This is a genomic window from Streptomyces sp. NPDC002092 (genome assembly GCF_053593775.1).
Window position 1 is genome coordinate 13690 of record NZ_JBSFDG010000023.1, and the last position, 15395, is coordinate 29084.

12 protein-coding genes are annotated in these 15395 nt (G+C 72.0%); 6 read left to right on the forward strand and 6 right to left on the reverse strand.

What is annotated here, in order from left to right; genetic code table 11:
- The first annotated feature begins 124 nt into the window (after positions 1-124).
- Positions 125-574: a metallopeptidase family protein gene (locus ACWCRD_RS38450; protein WP_344402334.1), complete on the forward strand. Its 450-nt coding sequence runs from the start codon at positions 125-127 to the stop codon at positions 572-574.
- A 145-nt stretch (positions 575-719) separates the two neighbouring features.
- Here the strand turns inward: ACWCRD_RS38450 and ACWCRD_RS38455 are convergent, their stop codons facing one another.
- From ACWCRD_RS38455 to ACWCRD_RS38465, 3 genes are all read right to left on the reverse strand, one after another.
- A complete protein-coding gene (locus tag ACWCRD_RS38455) occupies positions 720-2300 on the reverse strand; it encodes a DUF5719 family protein (protein ID WP_450970329.1) in 1581 nt (526 codons plus the stop codon).
- Positions 2297-5980, reverse strand: coding sequence for a glycosyltransferase family 2 protein (locus ACWCRD_RS38460; protein ID WP_450970330.1), 3684 nt, complete (start codon positions 5978-5980; stop codon positions 2297-2299). Before ACWCRD_RS38460 ends, ACWCRD_RS38455 begins: the two co-directional genes overlap by 4 nt.
- 185 nt (positions 5981-6165) lie before the next feature.
- Positions 6166-6429: a WhiB family transcriptional regulator gene (locus ACWCRD_RS38465; protein ID WP_010986447.1), complete on the reverse strand. Its 264-nt coding sequence runs from the start codon at positions 6427-6429 to the stop codon at positions 6166-6168.
- A 641-nt stretch (positions 6430-7070) separates the two neighbouring features.
- Between ACWCRD_RS38465 and ACWCRD_RS38470 the strand changes: the two genes are divergently transcribed.
- The 4 genes from ACWCRD_RS38470 to ACWCRD_RS38485 all read left to right on the forward strand — a co-directional run bounded on the left by ACWCRD_RS38470 (position 7071) and on the right by ACWCRD_RS38485 (position 11159).
- Positions 7071-7619: a cysteine dioxygenase gene (locus ACWCRD_RS38470; protein ID WP_450970331.1), complete on the forward strand. Its 549-nt coding sequence runs from the start codon at positions 7071-7073 to the stop codon at positions 7617-7619.
- A 33-nt stretch (positions 7620-7652) separates the two neighbouring features.
- A complete protein-coding gene (gene cofD / locus ACWCRD_RS38475) occupies positions 7653-8612 on the forward strand; it encodes a 2-phospho-L-lactate transferase (protein ID WP_450970332.1) in 960 nt (319 codons plus the stop codon).
- Positions 8609-9946, forward strand: a complete 1338-nt coding sequence (locus ACWCRD_RS38480) for a coenzyme F420-0:L-glutamate ligase (RefSeq protein WP_450970333.1) — start codon at positions 8609-8611, stop codon at positions 9944-9946. Before cofD ends, ACWCRD_RS38480 begins: the two co-directional genes overlap by 4 nt.
- Before the next feature lie 208 nt (positions 9947-10154).
- On the forward strand, positions 10155-11159 hold the full coding sequence (locus ACWCRD_RS38485; RefSeq protein ID WP_450970334.1) for a DNA-3-methyladenine glycosylase family protein: 1005 nt from the start codon (positions 10155-10157) through the stop codon (positions 11157-11159).
- A 13-nt stretch (positions 11160-11172) separates the two neighbouring features.
- Here ACWCRD_RS38485 and ACWCRD_RS38490 read toward each other — a convergent pair whose 3' ends face one another.
- On the reverse strand, positions 11173-11610 hold the full coding sequence (locus ACWCRD_RS38490; RefSeq protein WP_450970417.1) for an Lrp/AsnC family transcriptional regulator: 438 nt from the start codon (positions 11608-11610) through the stop codon (positions 11173-11175).
- Positions 11611-11695: 85 nt separating this feature from the next.
- Here ACWCRD_RS38490 and ACWCRD_RS38495 point away from each other — a divergent pair, with 85 nt between their 5' ends.
- On the forward strand, positions 11696-12613 hold the full coding sequence (locus tag ACWCRD_RS38495; RefSeq protein ID WP_450970335.1) for an SMP-30/gluconolactonase/LRE family protein: 918 nt from the start codon (positions 11696-11698) through the stop codon (positions 12611-12613).
- Positions 12614-12643: 30 nt separating this feature from the next.
- Here the strand turns inward: ACWCRD_RS38495 and ACWCRD_RS38500 are convergent, their stop codons facing one another.
- Entirely contained in the window at positions 12644-13726 is a 1083-nt protein-coding gene (locus ACWCRD_RS38500; RefSeq protein WP_450970336.1) for a sugar phosphate nucleotidyltransferase, read from the reverse strand.
- A gap of 176 nt (positions 13727-13902) precedes the next feature.
- Positions 13903-15375, reverse strand: a complete 1473-nt coding sequence (locus tag ACWCRD_RS38505) for a peptidoglycan recognition protein family protein (RefSeq protein ID WP_450970337.1) — start codon at positions 15373-15375, stop codon at positions 13903-13905.
- Positions 15376-15395 lie beyond the last annotated feature (20 nt).

Genomic DNA, 15395 nt, shown 5'->3' on the forward strand with positions numbered 1-15395 from the left:
AAACGAGCCCAACCTTGGCTGGAATGGTCATCCTGCGACAGGCCGTCCAGGGGGATCCGAGGCACTCCGGCCGGCCGCGTGGGGCACGGCGTGCGGTCCCGGCGGGGACTACGCTTCACCAGTGATGGACAACCCCGTACCGCACCGTGCCGCCCGCCCCGGGCCCCGCCGTCGTGATCGCCACGGCCGGGGCATGCGCGGCCCGATCGCGCCGCCCCAGGTGCCGCTCGCCGCGAGCCGTGCCGAGGCGTTCGCGGATCTGGTGCAGGACTCCGTGGAGCGGCTGGAACGGCGGTGGCCGCAGCTCGCCGAGATCGACTTCCTCGTCCTCGAGGTGCCGCGCCTGGACGGCCCGGCCGAGGCCTGGAGCGACGAGGCGGTGCCGCTGGGCGGCACGATCCCCTCCCGGGAGGGGCGGCCGGCACGGGTGGTCGTCTATCGGCGGCCGGTGGAGATCCGCACCAAGGGGCGCGACGAGCGGGCCGCTCTGGTGCACGAGGTCGTTGTCGAGCAGGTGGCGGAGTTGCTGGGGCTTACTCCGGAGACGGTGGATCCGCGGTACGGGGAGGACTGAGCGGCGGTTCTGTGCACCCGGCGGTGGTGTGGCCGTGCTGGGGGCTACCGCCCCCAGACCCCCGCTTTTCGGCCTGAACGGCCTCGTCCTCAAACGCCGGACGGGCTGAAAAGATCAAACCCCGGGCGGCGCTCACCAGCAACAGCTACTTCTGCAGCACCGACAGGTCCTGGTCCGCCTCCGGTACCGCCACCGTTCCGCGGTCGTCCGGCAGGGTCTGGACCGTGAAGCCCGGGACTCCCTCCTGCGTCGCCGCCAGCGTGCGTGCCGCGTAGACCGGGCCGCCCGACAGGGGCTCGACCGTCAGGGCGTAGGTGCCCTGGAGGCCGCTCGGGACGGGGGCGGTGATGTCCTGGGTGGTGCCGGCCTTGATCGTGTACGTCTTCGAGACCGCGGTGCCGCCGTCGCTGCCCGCGGACGCGGTGACCTTCACCTGGGCGGTGCGGGTGGGTGCGGCGAGGGACAGCGTGGTGCCCTTTCCGCTGTTGTCGGCGGACGTCGCGCGCGTGCCCACCGGGCTGGTGGCCGGGATGAACGCCGTCTCCTGCTTGTCGCCCTTGCCCCGTACGACGCGGAGCGCGGCGACCACCGGTACGGACTTGTCGGTGGGCGTGAGGACCAGGGAGCCGGCCTCGCCGCGGGTGACGGGGCCGAGGTCGACGGCGCTGGTCATACCGGCCTTCACGTGCAGCGTCTCGTTCCCGGCGGGCGTGATCTGACCGGACGGGGAGGCGAGCCGTACCTTCAGGTCGGCGTCCGCGTCGCCGGGCGTGAAGGCGATCAGGCGCACGTCCGTGGCGTCCTTGGGGATGCCGGGCAGGACGAGGCTGCCCGCCGGGTCCGTGGACGCGGCCAGCCAGTCGCCGCCGGACTTGTCGTCGAGGGCCTGCACTGCGGCGCCCACGCGGCCGCTGCGGACGTTCACGTGCACGGTGAGGTCGGTCTGCTTCACGTCGGTGAGCGTGGACAGCAGGACCGGGTCGCTGGAGTGCGGTGCGACGGTGATGCCCTCCCCCACGGTCGACTTGAGGGCGCCGTCCTTGCCGTAGAGCTCGATGTCGACGACGGCGGCGGAGTCGTCCGGGTTGGTGAGGTGGACATAGTCGGTGCGGGCGGCGTCCGTGCTGGCACCCGGGAACCAGAACTCGGTGTCCGGGGCTGTGCAGTTGACGCCCTGGAGGCCGCGTCCGCTGCCCGCGGCGACCTCGGTGGTCTCCTGCACCGCCCAGCCGGGCGCGAACCTGCCCTCGGCGGTGCCGACGAGCGCGGGTGTGTCAGCACCGGAGGTGTCACCCGTGACGGGCTTGCCGGGCTCCTTGGGCGTGAGGACCGGCTTGTCGCCCGTCGGCTTGCCGGCCTTCTTCTTGCTGTCCTTTTTGCTGTCCTTCTTGCCGCCCGTCTTGCCGCCCGTCTTGCCGCCCGTCTTGCCGCCCGTCTTGCCGTCGGCGCCCGCCGCGTCGGCCGACTGCTCGGAGGCGGACCGGAGTTGGGCCGTGCCGTCGCTTCCCGTGCCCTTCGTGACGGGCGTGAAGGATGTGTACGACGTGTCGGCGAGGTCCGAGGTACTGGGCTGCGGACACAGCAACGTGGTGCGTTCCACGGGCAGTTCGGCGGCCGTCTTGGCGGTGTCCGCGCCGGAGGCGCCCGGCTCGGTGAGCGAGGCGAAGCCCGTGATGGCGGCGAGCGCGGCCGTGCCTGCGATCAGGGAGATGGTGGTGCGGTTCACTGCTGACTCCCGTCGGGGCGCTCATGGGCGTGCGGGTGCGGCTGCGGCTGCTCCGGGTCGTACGTCGGGTCGTAGCCCTGCTGGTACGACGGGTCGTACGCGGTCTGGTCGTACGACCCCTGGGAGGAGCCGCCGTACGCGTACGGGTCGTACTGGCCGCCCTGGTACGGGTCCGCCTGGTACGTCTGGTCGTAGGTGCCCGCCGGGTACTGCTGGGTGCCCTGGTACTGCTCGTTGCCGTAGCTGCCGTAATCGGCGCCCTGGTAGCCCGCCGCGTCCCAGTCGCCGTAGGACTGCTGGTGCGGGACCGCCACCGGTGTCTCCTCCGCAGGAGGAGACGGGAACTCCTCGCTCGGGCCCGCCTCTTCGGTCTCGGCCTCCGCCTGGGCGCGCAGGCGGCGGGCGCGGCGGCCCTCGCCCGCGACGGCCTCGGCGGGTACGGCCGGTTCCTCGGGGAGGTCGTCGTCGACGTCGCGGCGCCGGCCGGGCAGGGCCAGGACGACGAGGACGACGGCCAGGAAGCCCTGCGCCCACAGCCAGGCGGTGTGTGTGATCGGGTCGTTGTAGGTGACGTCCAACTTGCCGCCGGAGGCGGGGAGTTGGAAGCCCTGGGCCCAGCCGTCGACGGTGGTGCGGGTGAGCGGCCTGCCGTCCAGGGTGGCCGTCCAGCCCTCGGAGGCGGTGTCGGCGAGGCGCAGGACGCGCGCGCCGGAGCCGGACGGGACCGTGGTGTGGATCTCGACGGGTCCGGCGGCGACGGGCTGCGCCGTACCGGAGCCGGAGGCGGGGACGAGGGTGGCGCGCGCGACCTCCTGGTCGACCCGCCACAGGGCGCTGCCGCCCTGCTGGCTCAGCCGGGAGAGGCCGGGGGTGGCGTCCAGGACGCGGGTGACCTCGCGGGGCGCGCCCTTGCGGACGAGGACGTAGCGGACGGCGAACTTGCCGAGTTGGTCGGCCTGGTCGGCGCCGGAGCCGGCGACGAGATTGGCGACGACCTTGTCGAGCCTTGCGTTCTCACCGCCGGCCGCGGCGCTCTCGGCGTCGCCGAGCCGGGCGCCGGAGCCGCGCACCAGGGTGTAGCCGACGCGGGCCGTGGAGTCGCTGTCGAGCACGAGCGTGCGTGCCTGGTCCTGGGTGCCGCTCTCCTCGGCGACGAACGCGGGGACCTGCACGGGGTCCTGCCGCTCGACCGGTCCGTCGGCGCCGCGGATCATCCAGCCGAAGGCGATGACCAGCGGGCCCGCGAGCGCGGCGAAGGCTATGAGTGCGGCCACCGGCTGGCGCCAGCCGAAACTCTGCTCGGCCACGCGCGCGCGTGCACCCTCGGCGCCGAGGACGGCGGCGGTCAGGAGGGCGAGGCCGTAGACGAGGGTTGCCGGGCCCGCCCAGGTCGAGCGGTTGGACAGGACCGCGAAGACGAGGCCCACCAGGGCGACCGCCCAGGCCGTCCAGATTCCGAACTGACGCTCCGAGCGCAGCAGGGCGGCCAGCGCGGCCAGGACGATGCCGATGAGCATCAGCCCGCTGACCGTGCCCGGCCCGCCGGGGCTCATGCCGAGCAGGTCGAGGGCGGAGGCGGCCGAGGGGCCGTAGTCGAGCCCGGCCTCCTTGAAGAAGCCGAACGGCAGCAGCGACAGCGACCAGGGTGCGAGGACCAGCAGGGGCGTGCCGAGCTGGGCCAGGAAGCGCAGGCCGTGGGCGGTGAGGTCGGTGCGCCGCACGGCGAGCGGCGCGAGGCCGAGGACCAGCGCGACGGGCCACACGATGGGCGTGAACGCCGTGGTGATCGTCAGCAGCAGCGTGTACGCCCAGGTGGCGCGCCAGCTGCCTGGTGTTCCCGAGGTGTTCGCGAGGCCGCTGGCCGCGATGCCCGCGCGCGCGATGAGCGGCAGCAGCACGGCCAGTACGGCGGTGCCGATGCGGCCGCCCGCGAGCGCGCCCGTGGCGGCCGGCAGGAAGGCGTAGACGACGGCGGCCCATGCGCGCAGCAGACGCGACTCGACGAGCGGGCGGGAGGCGAAGTACGCGGTGACGCCGGCCAGCGGCACCGAGCAGACGAGCAGGACCGTGACCGCGAGTCCGGTGGAGCCGAACAGCACGGAGGCGAGCATCGCCACGATCGCCAGGTACGGCGGTGCGGGCGGGGTACCGCCGGCGCCCACGGCGTGCCAGGAGTCGAGATAGCGCGACCAGAGCGCGCCGGAGTCGGCCGGGGCGGGCAGCAGGGCGCCGCCCGCGAGCGCGCCGCCGCCGAGCAGGGCGCGGCAGGCGACCAGCGAGACGAACAGCAGCACCAGGAAGAGCATCGGGCCGGGCTTGCGGCCGATGCGCTTGAGGCGGGCGAACTGCTCGATCTCCAGGAAGTCGGCGTCGTCGCCGCCGGGCCCGGACTCGACCGCGCCGCCGTGCCGTCCGGCGCCGGAGGTCACCTCGGGGTCGGAGCGGCCGACGAGATCGCCCGCGGCCTGCTCGACGGTGGCCCGTATGGTCGCGCCGGGCGGGGGGAACAGGGCGCGCAGTTCGCCCTTGTCGATCTGCGGCCGGCCGCGCCTGCGCCGTCCGGCGATGATCCGCTCGGGCCGCAGCAGCGTGCCCAGCAGGCCGCGGATCTCGTCGACCGCCTGCCCCGGGACCTTGCCGACGAGGTAGGCGACGGTCCGCAGGAGCGTGCCGAGCACGAGGCGCACCAGCACCCAGGGCAGCGCGGCGGTACGCGTGTTCACCAGGAGCGTGTAGACGGCCCCGGCCTTGTCGACCTTGTGCGGGGAGGCGACGGTACGGCCCGAGCAGTCGACGGTGCGGCGCTCACGGGAGGCCGCCTCGGCGTGTCGTACGACCGCCTCGGGGGCGACGAGGACGCGGTGTCCGGCGGCGGTGGCGCGCCAGCACAGGTCGACGTCGTCACGCATCAGCGGCAGCCGGTTGTCGAAACCGCCGAGCTGCTCGAAGACGTCGCGCCTGATCAGCATGCCGGCGGTGGACACGGACAGCACGGCCCGGACGTGGTCGTGCTGGCCCTGGTCCTGTTCGCGGCGGTCCAGGCCGGTCCAGCGGCGGCCGGAGTTGGCGATGGTGACGCCGACCTCCAGGAGCTGGCGGCGGTCGTACCAGCCGCGGAGCTTGGGGCCCACGACGGCCACGTCGTCGCGGCCGAGCTCGTGCTCGTTCTCCACGACGCGCAGCAGCTGGGCCAGGGCGTCGGGGTCGGGGGCGCAGTCGTCGTGCAGCAGCCACAGCCACTGGACCGGCTCGCCGTGCGGGAGTTCCGGCATGTCGTACGCGTCGTCGCGCCAGCTGCGGGTGACCGGGTCCCAGCCGCTGGGCCGCCTCAGATAGGGCAGCTCGTCGGGGGTCAGGACGGGCGCGCTGCGTTCCGCCTCCTCGACGGCCTGGCCGAAGCCGGTGCGCCGGGCGAGGTGCAGCACGCGGTCGGCGCCGAGGGCGTCGGTGAGCAGCTGGGCGGAGTCGTCCGCGCTGCCGGTGTCGGCGGCCACGGCGTACTGAACGGGGCGCTCCTGGCCGAGCAGCCCGGCGAGCGCGTCGGGCAGCCAGCGGGCGCCGTCGTGGGAGACGACGACCGCCGTCACCACGTGACGCGGAAACTCAGGCGGGCGGGTCGGGTCGAACCCGGCTGTGGCAGCGAGGTCTTGGTGGGCTGCCGTGTGGCTGTGCACGGACATCGAGGTACGGGCCCCGGTTCGGTGGACTGCGGTGGACGTCTGTGCCCTCCGGGGGCAGCGAGGCGTCTCGGACGAGCGACCACACTATCGGCTGGGCATCACGGCGGCCCGCCGCCTGTGGATAACCCCACCTGCGACGGGCCGTTCGAATGTGTTTCGGTTGTGTGGGGGCGGCGGCCGCCCGCTCAGATCGCGGCCTTCTTCAGACGGCGTCGTTCACGCTCGGACAGTCCGCCCCAGATGCCGAAGCGCTCGTCGTTGGCGAGGGCGTACTCGAGGCACTCGGAGCGGACTTCACAGGCCAGGCACACCTTCTTGGCCTCACGGGTGGAGCCGCCCTTCTCGGGGAAGAAGGACTCGGGGTCGGTCTGGGCGCACAGCGCGCGCTCCTGCCAGCCGAGTTCCTCGTCCGCGTCGTCGACCAGCAGTTGCTGCACCAGCTCGGTCATGTGCGCCCCTCGTCTGTCTTTCGCGTCCCCGTGATGTAGCCGTTACCGATTCCGGCTGAACGACACGAGTGAAATTACAAGTGTGCTGCTCCGGGCGAGTCAAGCCGAGATCTGCTATTGAGCCCCTTATTCACTCTGCGGAACCAAGGCCATGCGGAAAGTGTTCAAATCGGCATAAACCTTGACATGCAGACGAGGCCCGGAAGGGCCTTCGACCCCGAGCAGAGCCTGTACGGGGAAGGACGCCCGCAGATCCGATCTCGTTCCACGCGCACCTCGAAGCAAACCGGATCACAGTCGGATCACAGGACCGCAACGAGGTTTGAGCGCCATGTGTCCCGGGCGGCGCATGCACAAACCTTTCGCCTCCGAGATGAACCGGATGAGGTGAACCATGTCCCACCTACCGGGCGCCGAGTTGACAGGGAGGGTGTGAACCGCTGTCCTTATGGGCATGCTCGCGAACTTGGCGCTCACCTCGACCCGCACCGCCGGGTCCCACGGTGCTGCCCGCGCTCGCTGTAGCTGTTGTTGCTGTGCCAGCTGTTGAGCCACACCCGCTCCGGCTGTAGGCCCTGTCGTCCGTGACGGGGCTCCCGTTCCCTCTGACCTTTCTTTCACTGAGGAACCACGCACCCCTTATGAACAGCGACAACGACCTCCAGATCGCCGGCGACATCCTCGAAGTGCAGCACCTGCTGCAGCCCCCGCGCGAGCACCCGGCCACCGTCGCCGAGTTCGTGGGCCTGGCCCGGTCCATCGCCGCCGACCGCTCCCAGTGGGAGCACCTCGTCGAGTACGACGCGACGACGCGCTGGTACCACCGGCTGCGCACGGGGCCGGGCTACGAGGTGTGGCTGCTGTCCTGGGTGCCCGGTCAGGGCAGCGGGCTGCACGACCACGGCCGCTCCTCCGGTGTGCTGACCGTCCTGGAGGGCACGCTGACCGAGCGGACCGAGCGGGGCACGCGCGCGCTGGGCCCGGGCGCGCAGCGGGTGTTCGCTCCGGGGTATGTGCACGAGGTCGTCAACGACGCGCTGGAGCCGGCGGTCAGTCTGCACGTCTACTACCCGGGCCTGACGGAGATGCCGATGCTCCCCCAGTCTCAACTCCGTTCGACCGGGGGGACCGCCATCGCATGCACCGCCACCCCTGCTGCGTACGACGAGGTCGACGCCGTAACCGCCTGACGCGTTGTCGTACCCGCCTGTAAGACTTGGCCCATGCGCATTGTGGTTCTGGCAGGCGGCATCGGTGGTGCCCGGTTCCTGCGCGGTCTGAAGCAGGCCGTGCCGGACGCGGACATCACCGTCATCGGCAACACCGGGGACGACATCCACCTCTTCGGACTGAAGGTCTGCCCGGACCTCGACACGGTGATGTACACGCTCGGCGGCGGTATCAACGAGGAGCAGGGCTGGGGGCGGGCCGAGGAGACCTTCCACCTCAAGGAGGAGCTCGCGGCGTACGGCGTGGGGCCGGAGTGGTTCGGGCTCGGGGACCGGGACTTCGCCACGCACATCGTGCGGACGCAGATGATCGGCGCCGGGTATCCGCTGAGTGCGGTGACGCAGGCGTTGTGCGACCGGTGGAAGCCGGGCGTACGGCTGATTCCCATGACGGACGACCGGGTCGAGACGCATGTGGCCGTCGAGGTCGACGGTGAGCGCAGGGCGGTGCACTTCCAGGAGTACTGGGTGCGGCTGCGGGCCTCGGTGCCGGCCGAGGCGGTCGTGCCCGTCGGGGCGGAACAGGCGAAGCCGGCGCCCGGTGTGCTGGAGGCGATCGCGGAGGCCGACGTGGTGCTGTTCCCGCCCTCGAACCCGGTTGTCTCCGTGGGCACGATCCTCGCCGTGCCGGGCATCCGGGAGGCGATCGCCGATGCCGGGGTGCCCGTCGTCGGTCTCTCCCCCATCGTCGGGGACGCGCCCGTGCGGGGCATGGCCGACAAGGTGCTCGCGGCGGTCGGCGTGGAGTCGACGGCCGCGGCGGTGGCCGAGCACTACGGCTCGGGTCTGCTCGACGGCTGGCTCGTCGACACCGTGGACGCGGGCGTCGTGGACCGGGTCGAGGCCGCCGGGATCCGGTGCCGGGCCGTACCGCTGATGATGACCGACATCGAGGCGACCGCCCGGATGGCACGCGAGGCACTGGCACTGGCGGAGGAGGTGCGGGTGCCTTGAGCGGCATTTCCGAGGGCACGGGCGCGTGCGGCGACAGGGACGGCGGGTATCGGGTCTGGGCCGTGGGCGGGATTCCTGAGGTCGTGCCGGGGGACGACCTCGCCAAGTTGATCGCCGCCGCCGAACCCGGGCTGGCCGACGGGGACGTGTTGCTCGTCACCTCGAAGATCGTGTCCAAGGCGGAGGGACGGGTCGTCGAGGCGGCCGACCGGGAGGCCGCGATCGATGCCGAGACCGTGCGGGTCGTGGCGCGGCGCGGGGCCCTGCGGATCGTCGAGAACCGGCAGGGGCTGGTGATGGCCGCGGCGGGCGTCGACGCCTCCAACACCCCCTCCGGCACGGTGCTGTTGCTGCCCGAGGATCCCGACGCGTCCGCCCGGGCGATCCGGGCAGGGCTGCGGGACGCCCTCGGCGTCAACGTCGGGGTCGTCGTCACCGACACCTTCGGGCGGCCCTGGCGCTCGGGGCTCACGGACGTCGCGATCGGCGCCGCCGGGGTGCACGTGCTCGACGATCTGCGCGGGGGCACGGACGCGTACGGCAATCCGCTCAGCGCGACGGTCGTGGCGACGGCGGACGAGCTGGCCGCCGCCGGCGACCTGGTCAAGGGCAAGGCCGCCGGGCTGCCCGTCGCCGTCGTGCGGGGGCTGCCTCATGTGGTGGCCCAGGGCGACGGAGAGGGGGCACGGGCCATGGTGCGCGGCGGGCGCGACGACATGTTCCGGCTGGGGACGTCCGAGGCGATCCGGACGGCGGTGACCCAGCGGCGTACCGTGCGGGCCTTCACGGACGAGCCCGTCGATCCCGGTGCCGTACGGCGGGCGGTCGCCGCGGCCGTGACCGCGCCGGCGCCGCATCACACGACGCCGTGGCGGTTCGTGCTGCTGGAGTCGCAGGACGCGCGGACCGGGTTGCTGGACGCCATGCGCGACGCCTGGATCGCCGATCTGCGGCGTGACGGAAAGAGCGAGGAGTCCATCGCCAAGCGGGTACGGCGGGGGGATGTGCTGCGGAACGCGCCGTATCTGGTGGTGCCGTGTCTGGTGATGGACGGGTCGCACACGTACGGGGACGCTCGGCGGGACGGGGCGGAGCGGGAGATGTTCGTCGTCGCCGCGGGGGCCGGGGTGCAGAACTTCCTGGTTGCGCTGGCCGGGGAGCGGTTGGGGTCCGCGTGGGTTTCCTCGACGATGTTCTGCCGGGATGTGGTGCGGGAGGTCCTGGGGCTGCCGGGGGACTGGGATCCGATGGGGGCGGTGGCTGTGGGGCATGCGGCGGAGGAGCCGCGGGCCAGGCCCCAGCGGGAAACCGGGAGCTTTATCGCTGTGCGATGACGTTTCACCAGGTGCGCCGGGTGGTGCCTACGGTTGAGGGTTCTGGTTTTCGTGCGCGACTGCGGGCGAGTGGGGGTTTGTCGCGCCCACGCGGCGGAGCCGCATATTCGTACAGTCCCGCGCCCCCTGAAAAACTTGTGCGCACCCGGCAGCCGCTGTGTACCGCCTAGTCTCGTAGAGCATCCCCGATACCCCCAGGAACTCAGCTGTGGCAGGACGGTTCTCTCCCCGGCCCACGCGTACGACCGTGCGCGGTGGGCATGTCGTGGTGCCCGGGGGTGTGCCGCGGCAGGCCGGTGCGCCCGGGCGGGTGCGGACCGTCGTACCGGACGGGCCGCTTGATCTTGGGCTGGTGCTGGGGCCGCTTCGGCGGGGTGGCGCGGATCCGACGTTCCGGGCCATGCCGGACGGGTCCGTTTGGCGGGCCAGTCTGACTCCCGGGGGGCCCGGAACCCTGCGCGTCTCCGTGTGCGGGGGTGAGGTCCGTGGGGAGGCCTGGGGGCCCGGGGCCGAGTGGCTGCTGGAGCAGTTGCCGGAGCTGCTGGGGGGCGCGGACGAGCCCGATGCGTTCGTGCCGCGGCACCGGCTTGTGGCGCACACCGCGCATCGGCGGCCGGGGCTGCGGCTGACGCGGACCGGGCTGGTGCTGGAGTCGTTGATCCCGTCCGTTCTGGAGCAGAAGGTCACGACCGGGGAGGCGTACCGGGCGTGGCGGCTGCTCGTGCGGAAGTTCGGGGAGCCGGCGCCGGGGCCCGCTGCGGGCGGGCGACTGTGGGTGATGCCGGGGCCGCGGACCTGGGCGTTGATTCCGTCGTGGGAGTGGCACCGGGCCGGGGTCGACAACAAGCGGGCGTCGACGATCCTGCGGGCCGTGAAGGTCGCTGCGCGGCTGGAGGAGGCGGTCGGGATGGAGCCGGCGGCCGCGCAGGCGCGGCTGGAGGTCGTGCCGGGGATCGGGCCCTGGACGTCCGCGGAGACCGTGCAGCGCAGTCATGGGGCGCCGGATGCGGTGACCGTGGGGGATCTGCATCTGCCGGGCATCGTGGGGTGGGCGCTTGCCGGGGACCGGGATGCGGACGATGCGGCGATGCTGGAGTTGCTGGAGCCGTATGCGGGGCAGCGGCATCGGGCTGCGCGGTTCATCCTGCTGAGCGGGCGTACGCCGGCGCGGCGGATGCCGAAGATGCCGAAGACCGACATCGGTCGGCTGTGACGCCGCGGACGAATCAGCCTGCGTCCACCGGCCGCTCGAAGAACGTCTCCAGGACCACCGTCGCGTGCGTCCCGCTGACCCCCTCGATCGCGTAGAGGCGTCGTAGCACGTCCTGGAGCTGTTCGGTGGTGGCGGTGCGCACCTTCACCAGCACGGCCGCACTGCCCGCGATGACGTGTGCCTCCTGGATCTCCGGTACGGCGGCGAAGGCATCGCCCCGCTCACCCATCCAGGCGCTGGAGTCGACATGGACGAAGGCGAGCACTCCACGGTCGAGCGCACCGGGGTCGACGTCGACCGTCGTGGCCCGGATGACGCCCTGTTCGCGCAGCTTGCGCACCCGCTCGTGGGCGGCGCCCGCCGACAGGCCGACCTCCTTGCCCAGCACCGCGTAGGACTGGGTGGCGTCTCGTTGGAGCAGCGCGACCAGCCGACGGTCGATGTCATCCACTCGCTTCATATGAAGACCATATCTGATTCGGCAGAGTGCATGTTACGTTGAATTTCATCCTGATCGACAGCCCGCTAGGGGAACCATGTCAGGCACCATCGTCAAGAACCTGTACGAGATCCTGGACGACCGCTTCCGGACCGGACGGTGTACGAACGGCGACAGCCGGCTGGAGGTGCTGTACGACGGCTGCCGCTGGGCCGAGGGCCCGTTGTATCTGCCCGCCTGGCGCCAGCTGATCTGGAGCGACATCCCGAACGACCGCATGCTGCGCTGGGACGAGGCCACCGGCACCGTCACCGTCTTCCGCACCCCGGCCGGTCACGTCAACGGCAACACGCTCGACCGGCAGGGCCGGCTGGTCAGCTGCGAGCAGGGCAACCGCCGCGTCACCCGCACCGAGCCCGACGGTTCGGTCACCGTCCTCGCCGACCGCTACGAGGGCAAGCGCCTCAACAGCCCGAACGACTCCGTCGTACGCTCCGACGGCACGATCTGGTTCTCCGACCCGGACTTCGGCATCACCAGCGACTACGAGGGCCATCGCGCCGAGTCGGAGATCGGCGCGTGCAACGTGTACCGGATCGACCCGGTGAGCGGGCGGGTGCAGCTCGCCGCCGACGGGTTCGAGGGGCCCAACGGCGTCATTCTCTCCCCGGACGAGCGGCGGCTGTACGTCTCCGACACCCGGGCCGCCCGTATCCGCGTCTTCGACGTCGGCGACGACGGCACGCTGTCCGGCGGGAAGGTCTTCGCCACGGCCGCCGAGGGCGTCCACTACGACAACATCCGCTTCGACGACGAGGGCCGGTTGTGGGCCGCCGCGCTGTCCGACGGGGTGCACTGCTACGACCCCGACGGCACCCTCGTCGGCCGGCTCCGCGTGCCCGAGCCGGTCTCCAACATCGCCTTCGGCGGCCCGAAGAACAACCGGCTGTTCATCACGGCCACCACCTCGCTGTACTCGCTGGTGATGTCGGTGACGGGGGCGCCACGCGTGTGAGACCCGGGCGGGGCGCCCCCGGGGGCGGCACTACTGGTCCGAGGAGAACCGCACCGACCCCGCTGGGATTTGGGCGTCGCACCACACTCGTACGCCGGTGCGCAGTTCGTTGTCGGCGCCGATGACGGCGCCGTCGCCGATGACCGTGCCGGTGAGGACGGAGCGTTCGCCGACGCGCGCTCGGGTGCCGATGAGGGAGTCGGTGATGACGGCGCCCGGTTCGATGACGGCGCCGGGGAGGATGGCCGAGCCGAAGACCCGCGCGCCCTCCGCCACGAACGCGCCCTCGCCCACCACCGTGCCGCCCGTCAGCTTGGCGTCGGGGGCGACCCTCGCCGTCGGCAGGATCAGGCGGTCGCCGCAGCGGCCGGGGACGGCCGGGGACGGCGCCCGGCCCAGGACCAGGTCGGCGGAGCCGCGGACGAAGGCCGCCGGGGTGCCGAGGTCCAGCCAGTACGTCGAGTCGACCATGCCCTGCAGATGGGCCCCGGCCGCCAGGAGGTCGGGGAAGGTCTCGCGTTCGACCGAGACCGGGCGGCCCGCGGGGATGGTGTCGATGACCGAGCGGCGGAAGACGTACGCCCCCGCGTTGATCTGGTCGGTGACGATCTCCTCGGGGGTCTGCGGCTTCTCCAGGAAGGCGAGGACACGGCCGGTGTCGTCCGTGGGGACCAGGCCGTAGGCGCGTGGGTCCGTGACCTTGGTGAGGTGCAGGGAGACGTCGGCGCCGGTCTTCTGGTGGGTGTCGACCAGGGCGCGGATGTTCAGGCCGGTGAGGATGTCGCCGTTGAAGACGAGGACCGGGTCGTCGGGGCCCGAGTGCAGGCGGGACGCGACGTTGCGGATGGCGCCGCCCGTGCCGAGGGGCTCCTCCTCCGTCACGTACTCGATGTGCAGGCCCAGGGACGAGCCGTCGCCGAAGTACGGCTCGAAGACCTCGGCCAGATAGGACGTGGCCAGGACGATGTGGTCGACACCTGCCGCTCTGGCTCTCGCCAGCTGGTGGGTGAGGAACGGGACGCCGGCCGCCCGGACCATGGGCTTCGGCGTGTGGACCGTGAGCGGGCGCAACCGCGTGCCCTTGCCGCCGACCAGGAGGATCGCTTCTGTCACCTGTCGTCTCTGCTTCCTGCCGGGACCGGCCGAACTCTCTTTCGACCGGCCAGTTTATGCAGACCGTCGTGTGGTGATGTGGATGGCCGTTGCGGCGTCCCGCGTTCCGCCCGGTGCCCCGCTATGACGTAGATAACGCTTCCGTGCCCGACTCCTTTGCGAGAACCGGCGGTCCCTCAACGGCGGCCCTGGTAGTGCGCCGCGGTGGAGCGGATCGTGCCGAGCTTCCGGTACAGCTGCCAGCCAGGGCACGCCGTGGGGTAGCCGTCGCGGTGGCCGGAGATCACATTCATTCGGACGTTCTTACCCTTTCGGTAGAGATTGCCACCGCTCGACTTCAGATATGTCTTTCCGCGGGGATTGGCGCCGTAGAGGCCCAGTTTCCAGGCCGTGAGCCGGGCGATGGCCTTCAGGACGGCCGCGGGCGGCTTGCTCTTGCTGAAGTTGCCGATGACGGCGATGCCCATGCTGTTGTTGTTGAAACCGAGGGTGTGAGCGCCCCTGACCGCCTTCGCCACTCCCCCGGCGCGGCCCTCGTAGATGGTTCCGCACTTGTCGACGAGGAAGTTGTAGCCGATGTCGCGCCAGCCCATGCTCACAACGTGGTAGCGGTAGATGGCACGGATGACGGAGGCCGCCTGCGAACAGCGGTAGGTGTTGCCGGACGACGTGTGGTGCACGAACGCCGCCTTGACCTTCTTCGTGTAGGCGAACCCCCTCTCGCGCAGATCCTCGTCCGCGCCCCAGCCCCGGCGGGTGACGATGCGGGGGCGGGGCCCGATGTGCGGCTTCTTGCGCTGACCGGCCGTCAACTCGTGCCCGCGCAGCGTCCGCATCTCCCGCACGGTCGCCGACTTGCTCAGCGCCGGGATCACGGTGGCGTCGAGCGGGACGAGATCGGCGTTGGCGGAGGACGAGGCCTGAGCCTCGGCCGACTCGGAGTTGCCGGTCCCGGTGCCGGGGGGGCCGGCCTGGCTGCCGTGGGGCACGATCGGGGCCGTGCTCCGCATCGGAACCTCGTCGCCGCCGTCGTCCGGGCCGCCGGGGTCCACGAGTTGCAGACGCAGGCCTGAGGGGAGTCCGGCCGGCGCCGGGACGGCGCGGGTGCTGCGGGCGTGACCTTCGGCACGGGGTCCGCCCTCGGCCCGGACCCGGACCTCCACCCCGTCCGAGTCGCCCACCCACAGCGGTGCGGTGGAGCCGCGGACCCGGCCCGAGGCACCCTCGGCGGTGCCGGGGTCGGCCGCGTCGTCGTTGTGCGTCTCCAGGGTGCGCCAGCCGGACCAGACGCGATTGCCGGCCGCGCGGGTGCGGACCTGGACCTGGCCGTGCAGTTCGGTGTTCGGGTTGTCCCAGACGACGCCGACCATCGAGAAGTGCCGTACGTCCCGGCGGGTCAGTCCCTGCTCCACGAGGGCCGTCGAGGCCGTCGATCCGAGGGCGCGGGTGAGGGGGGTCAGCGGGGCGAGCGGCAGCGACTGCGTGCTGCCGTGCACGTCGGGCCGCGCGGGCGCCGGCGCGGATCCTGCGCCGGCCAGCGCGGCCCTCGCCGTCGCCACGGGGACGGGCAGAGTCAGCGGAAGGGCGAGGGCGGCCGCGCAGGCGACGCCGATCGAGGAGGCGATCGAGGAGGCAAGGAATCCACGCATGCTCCTGATCTTGGACATAG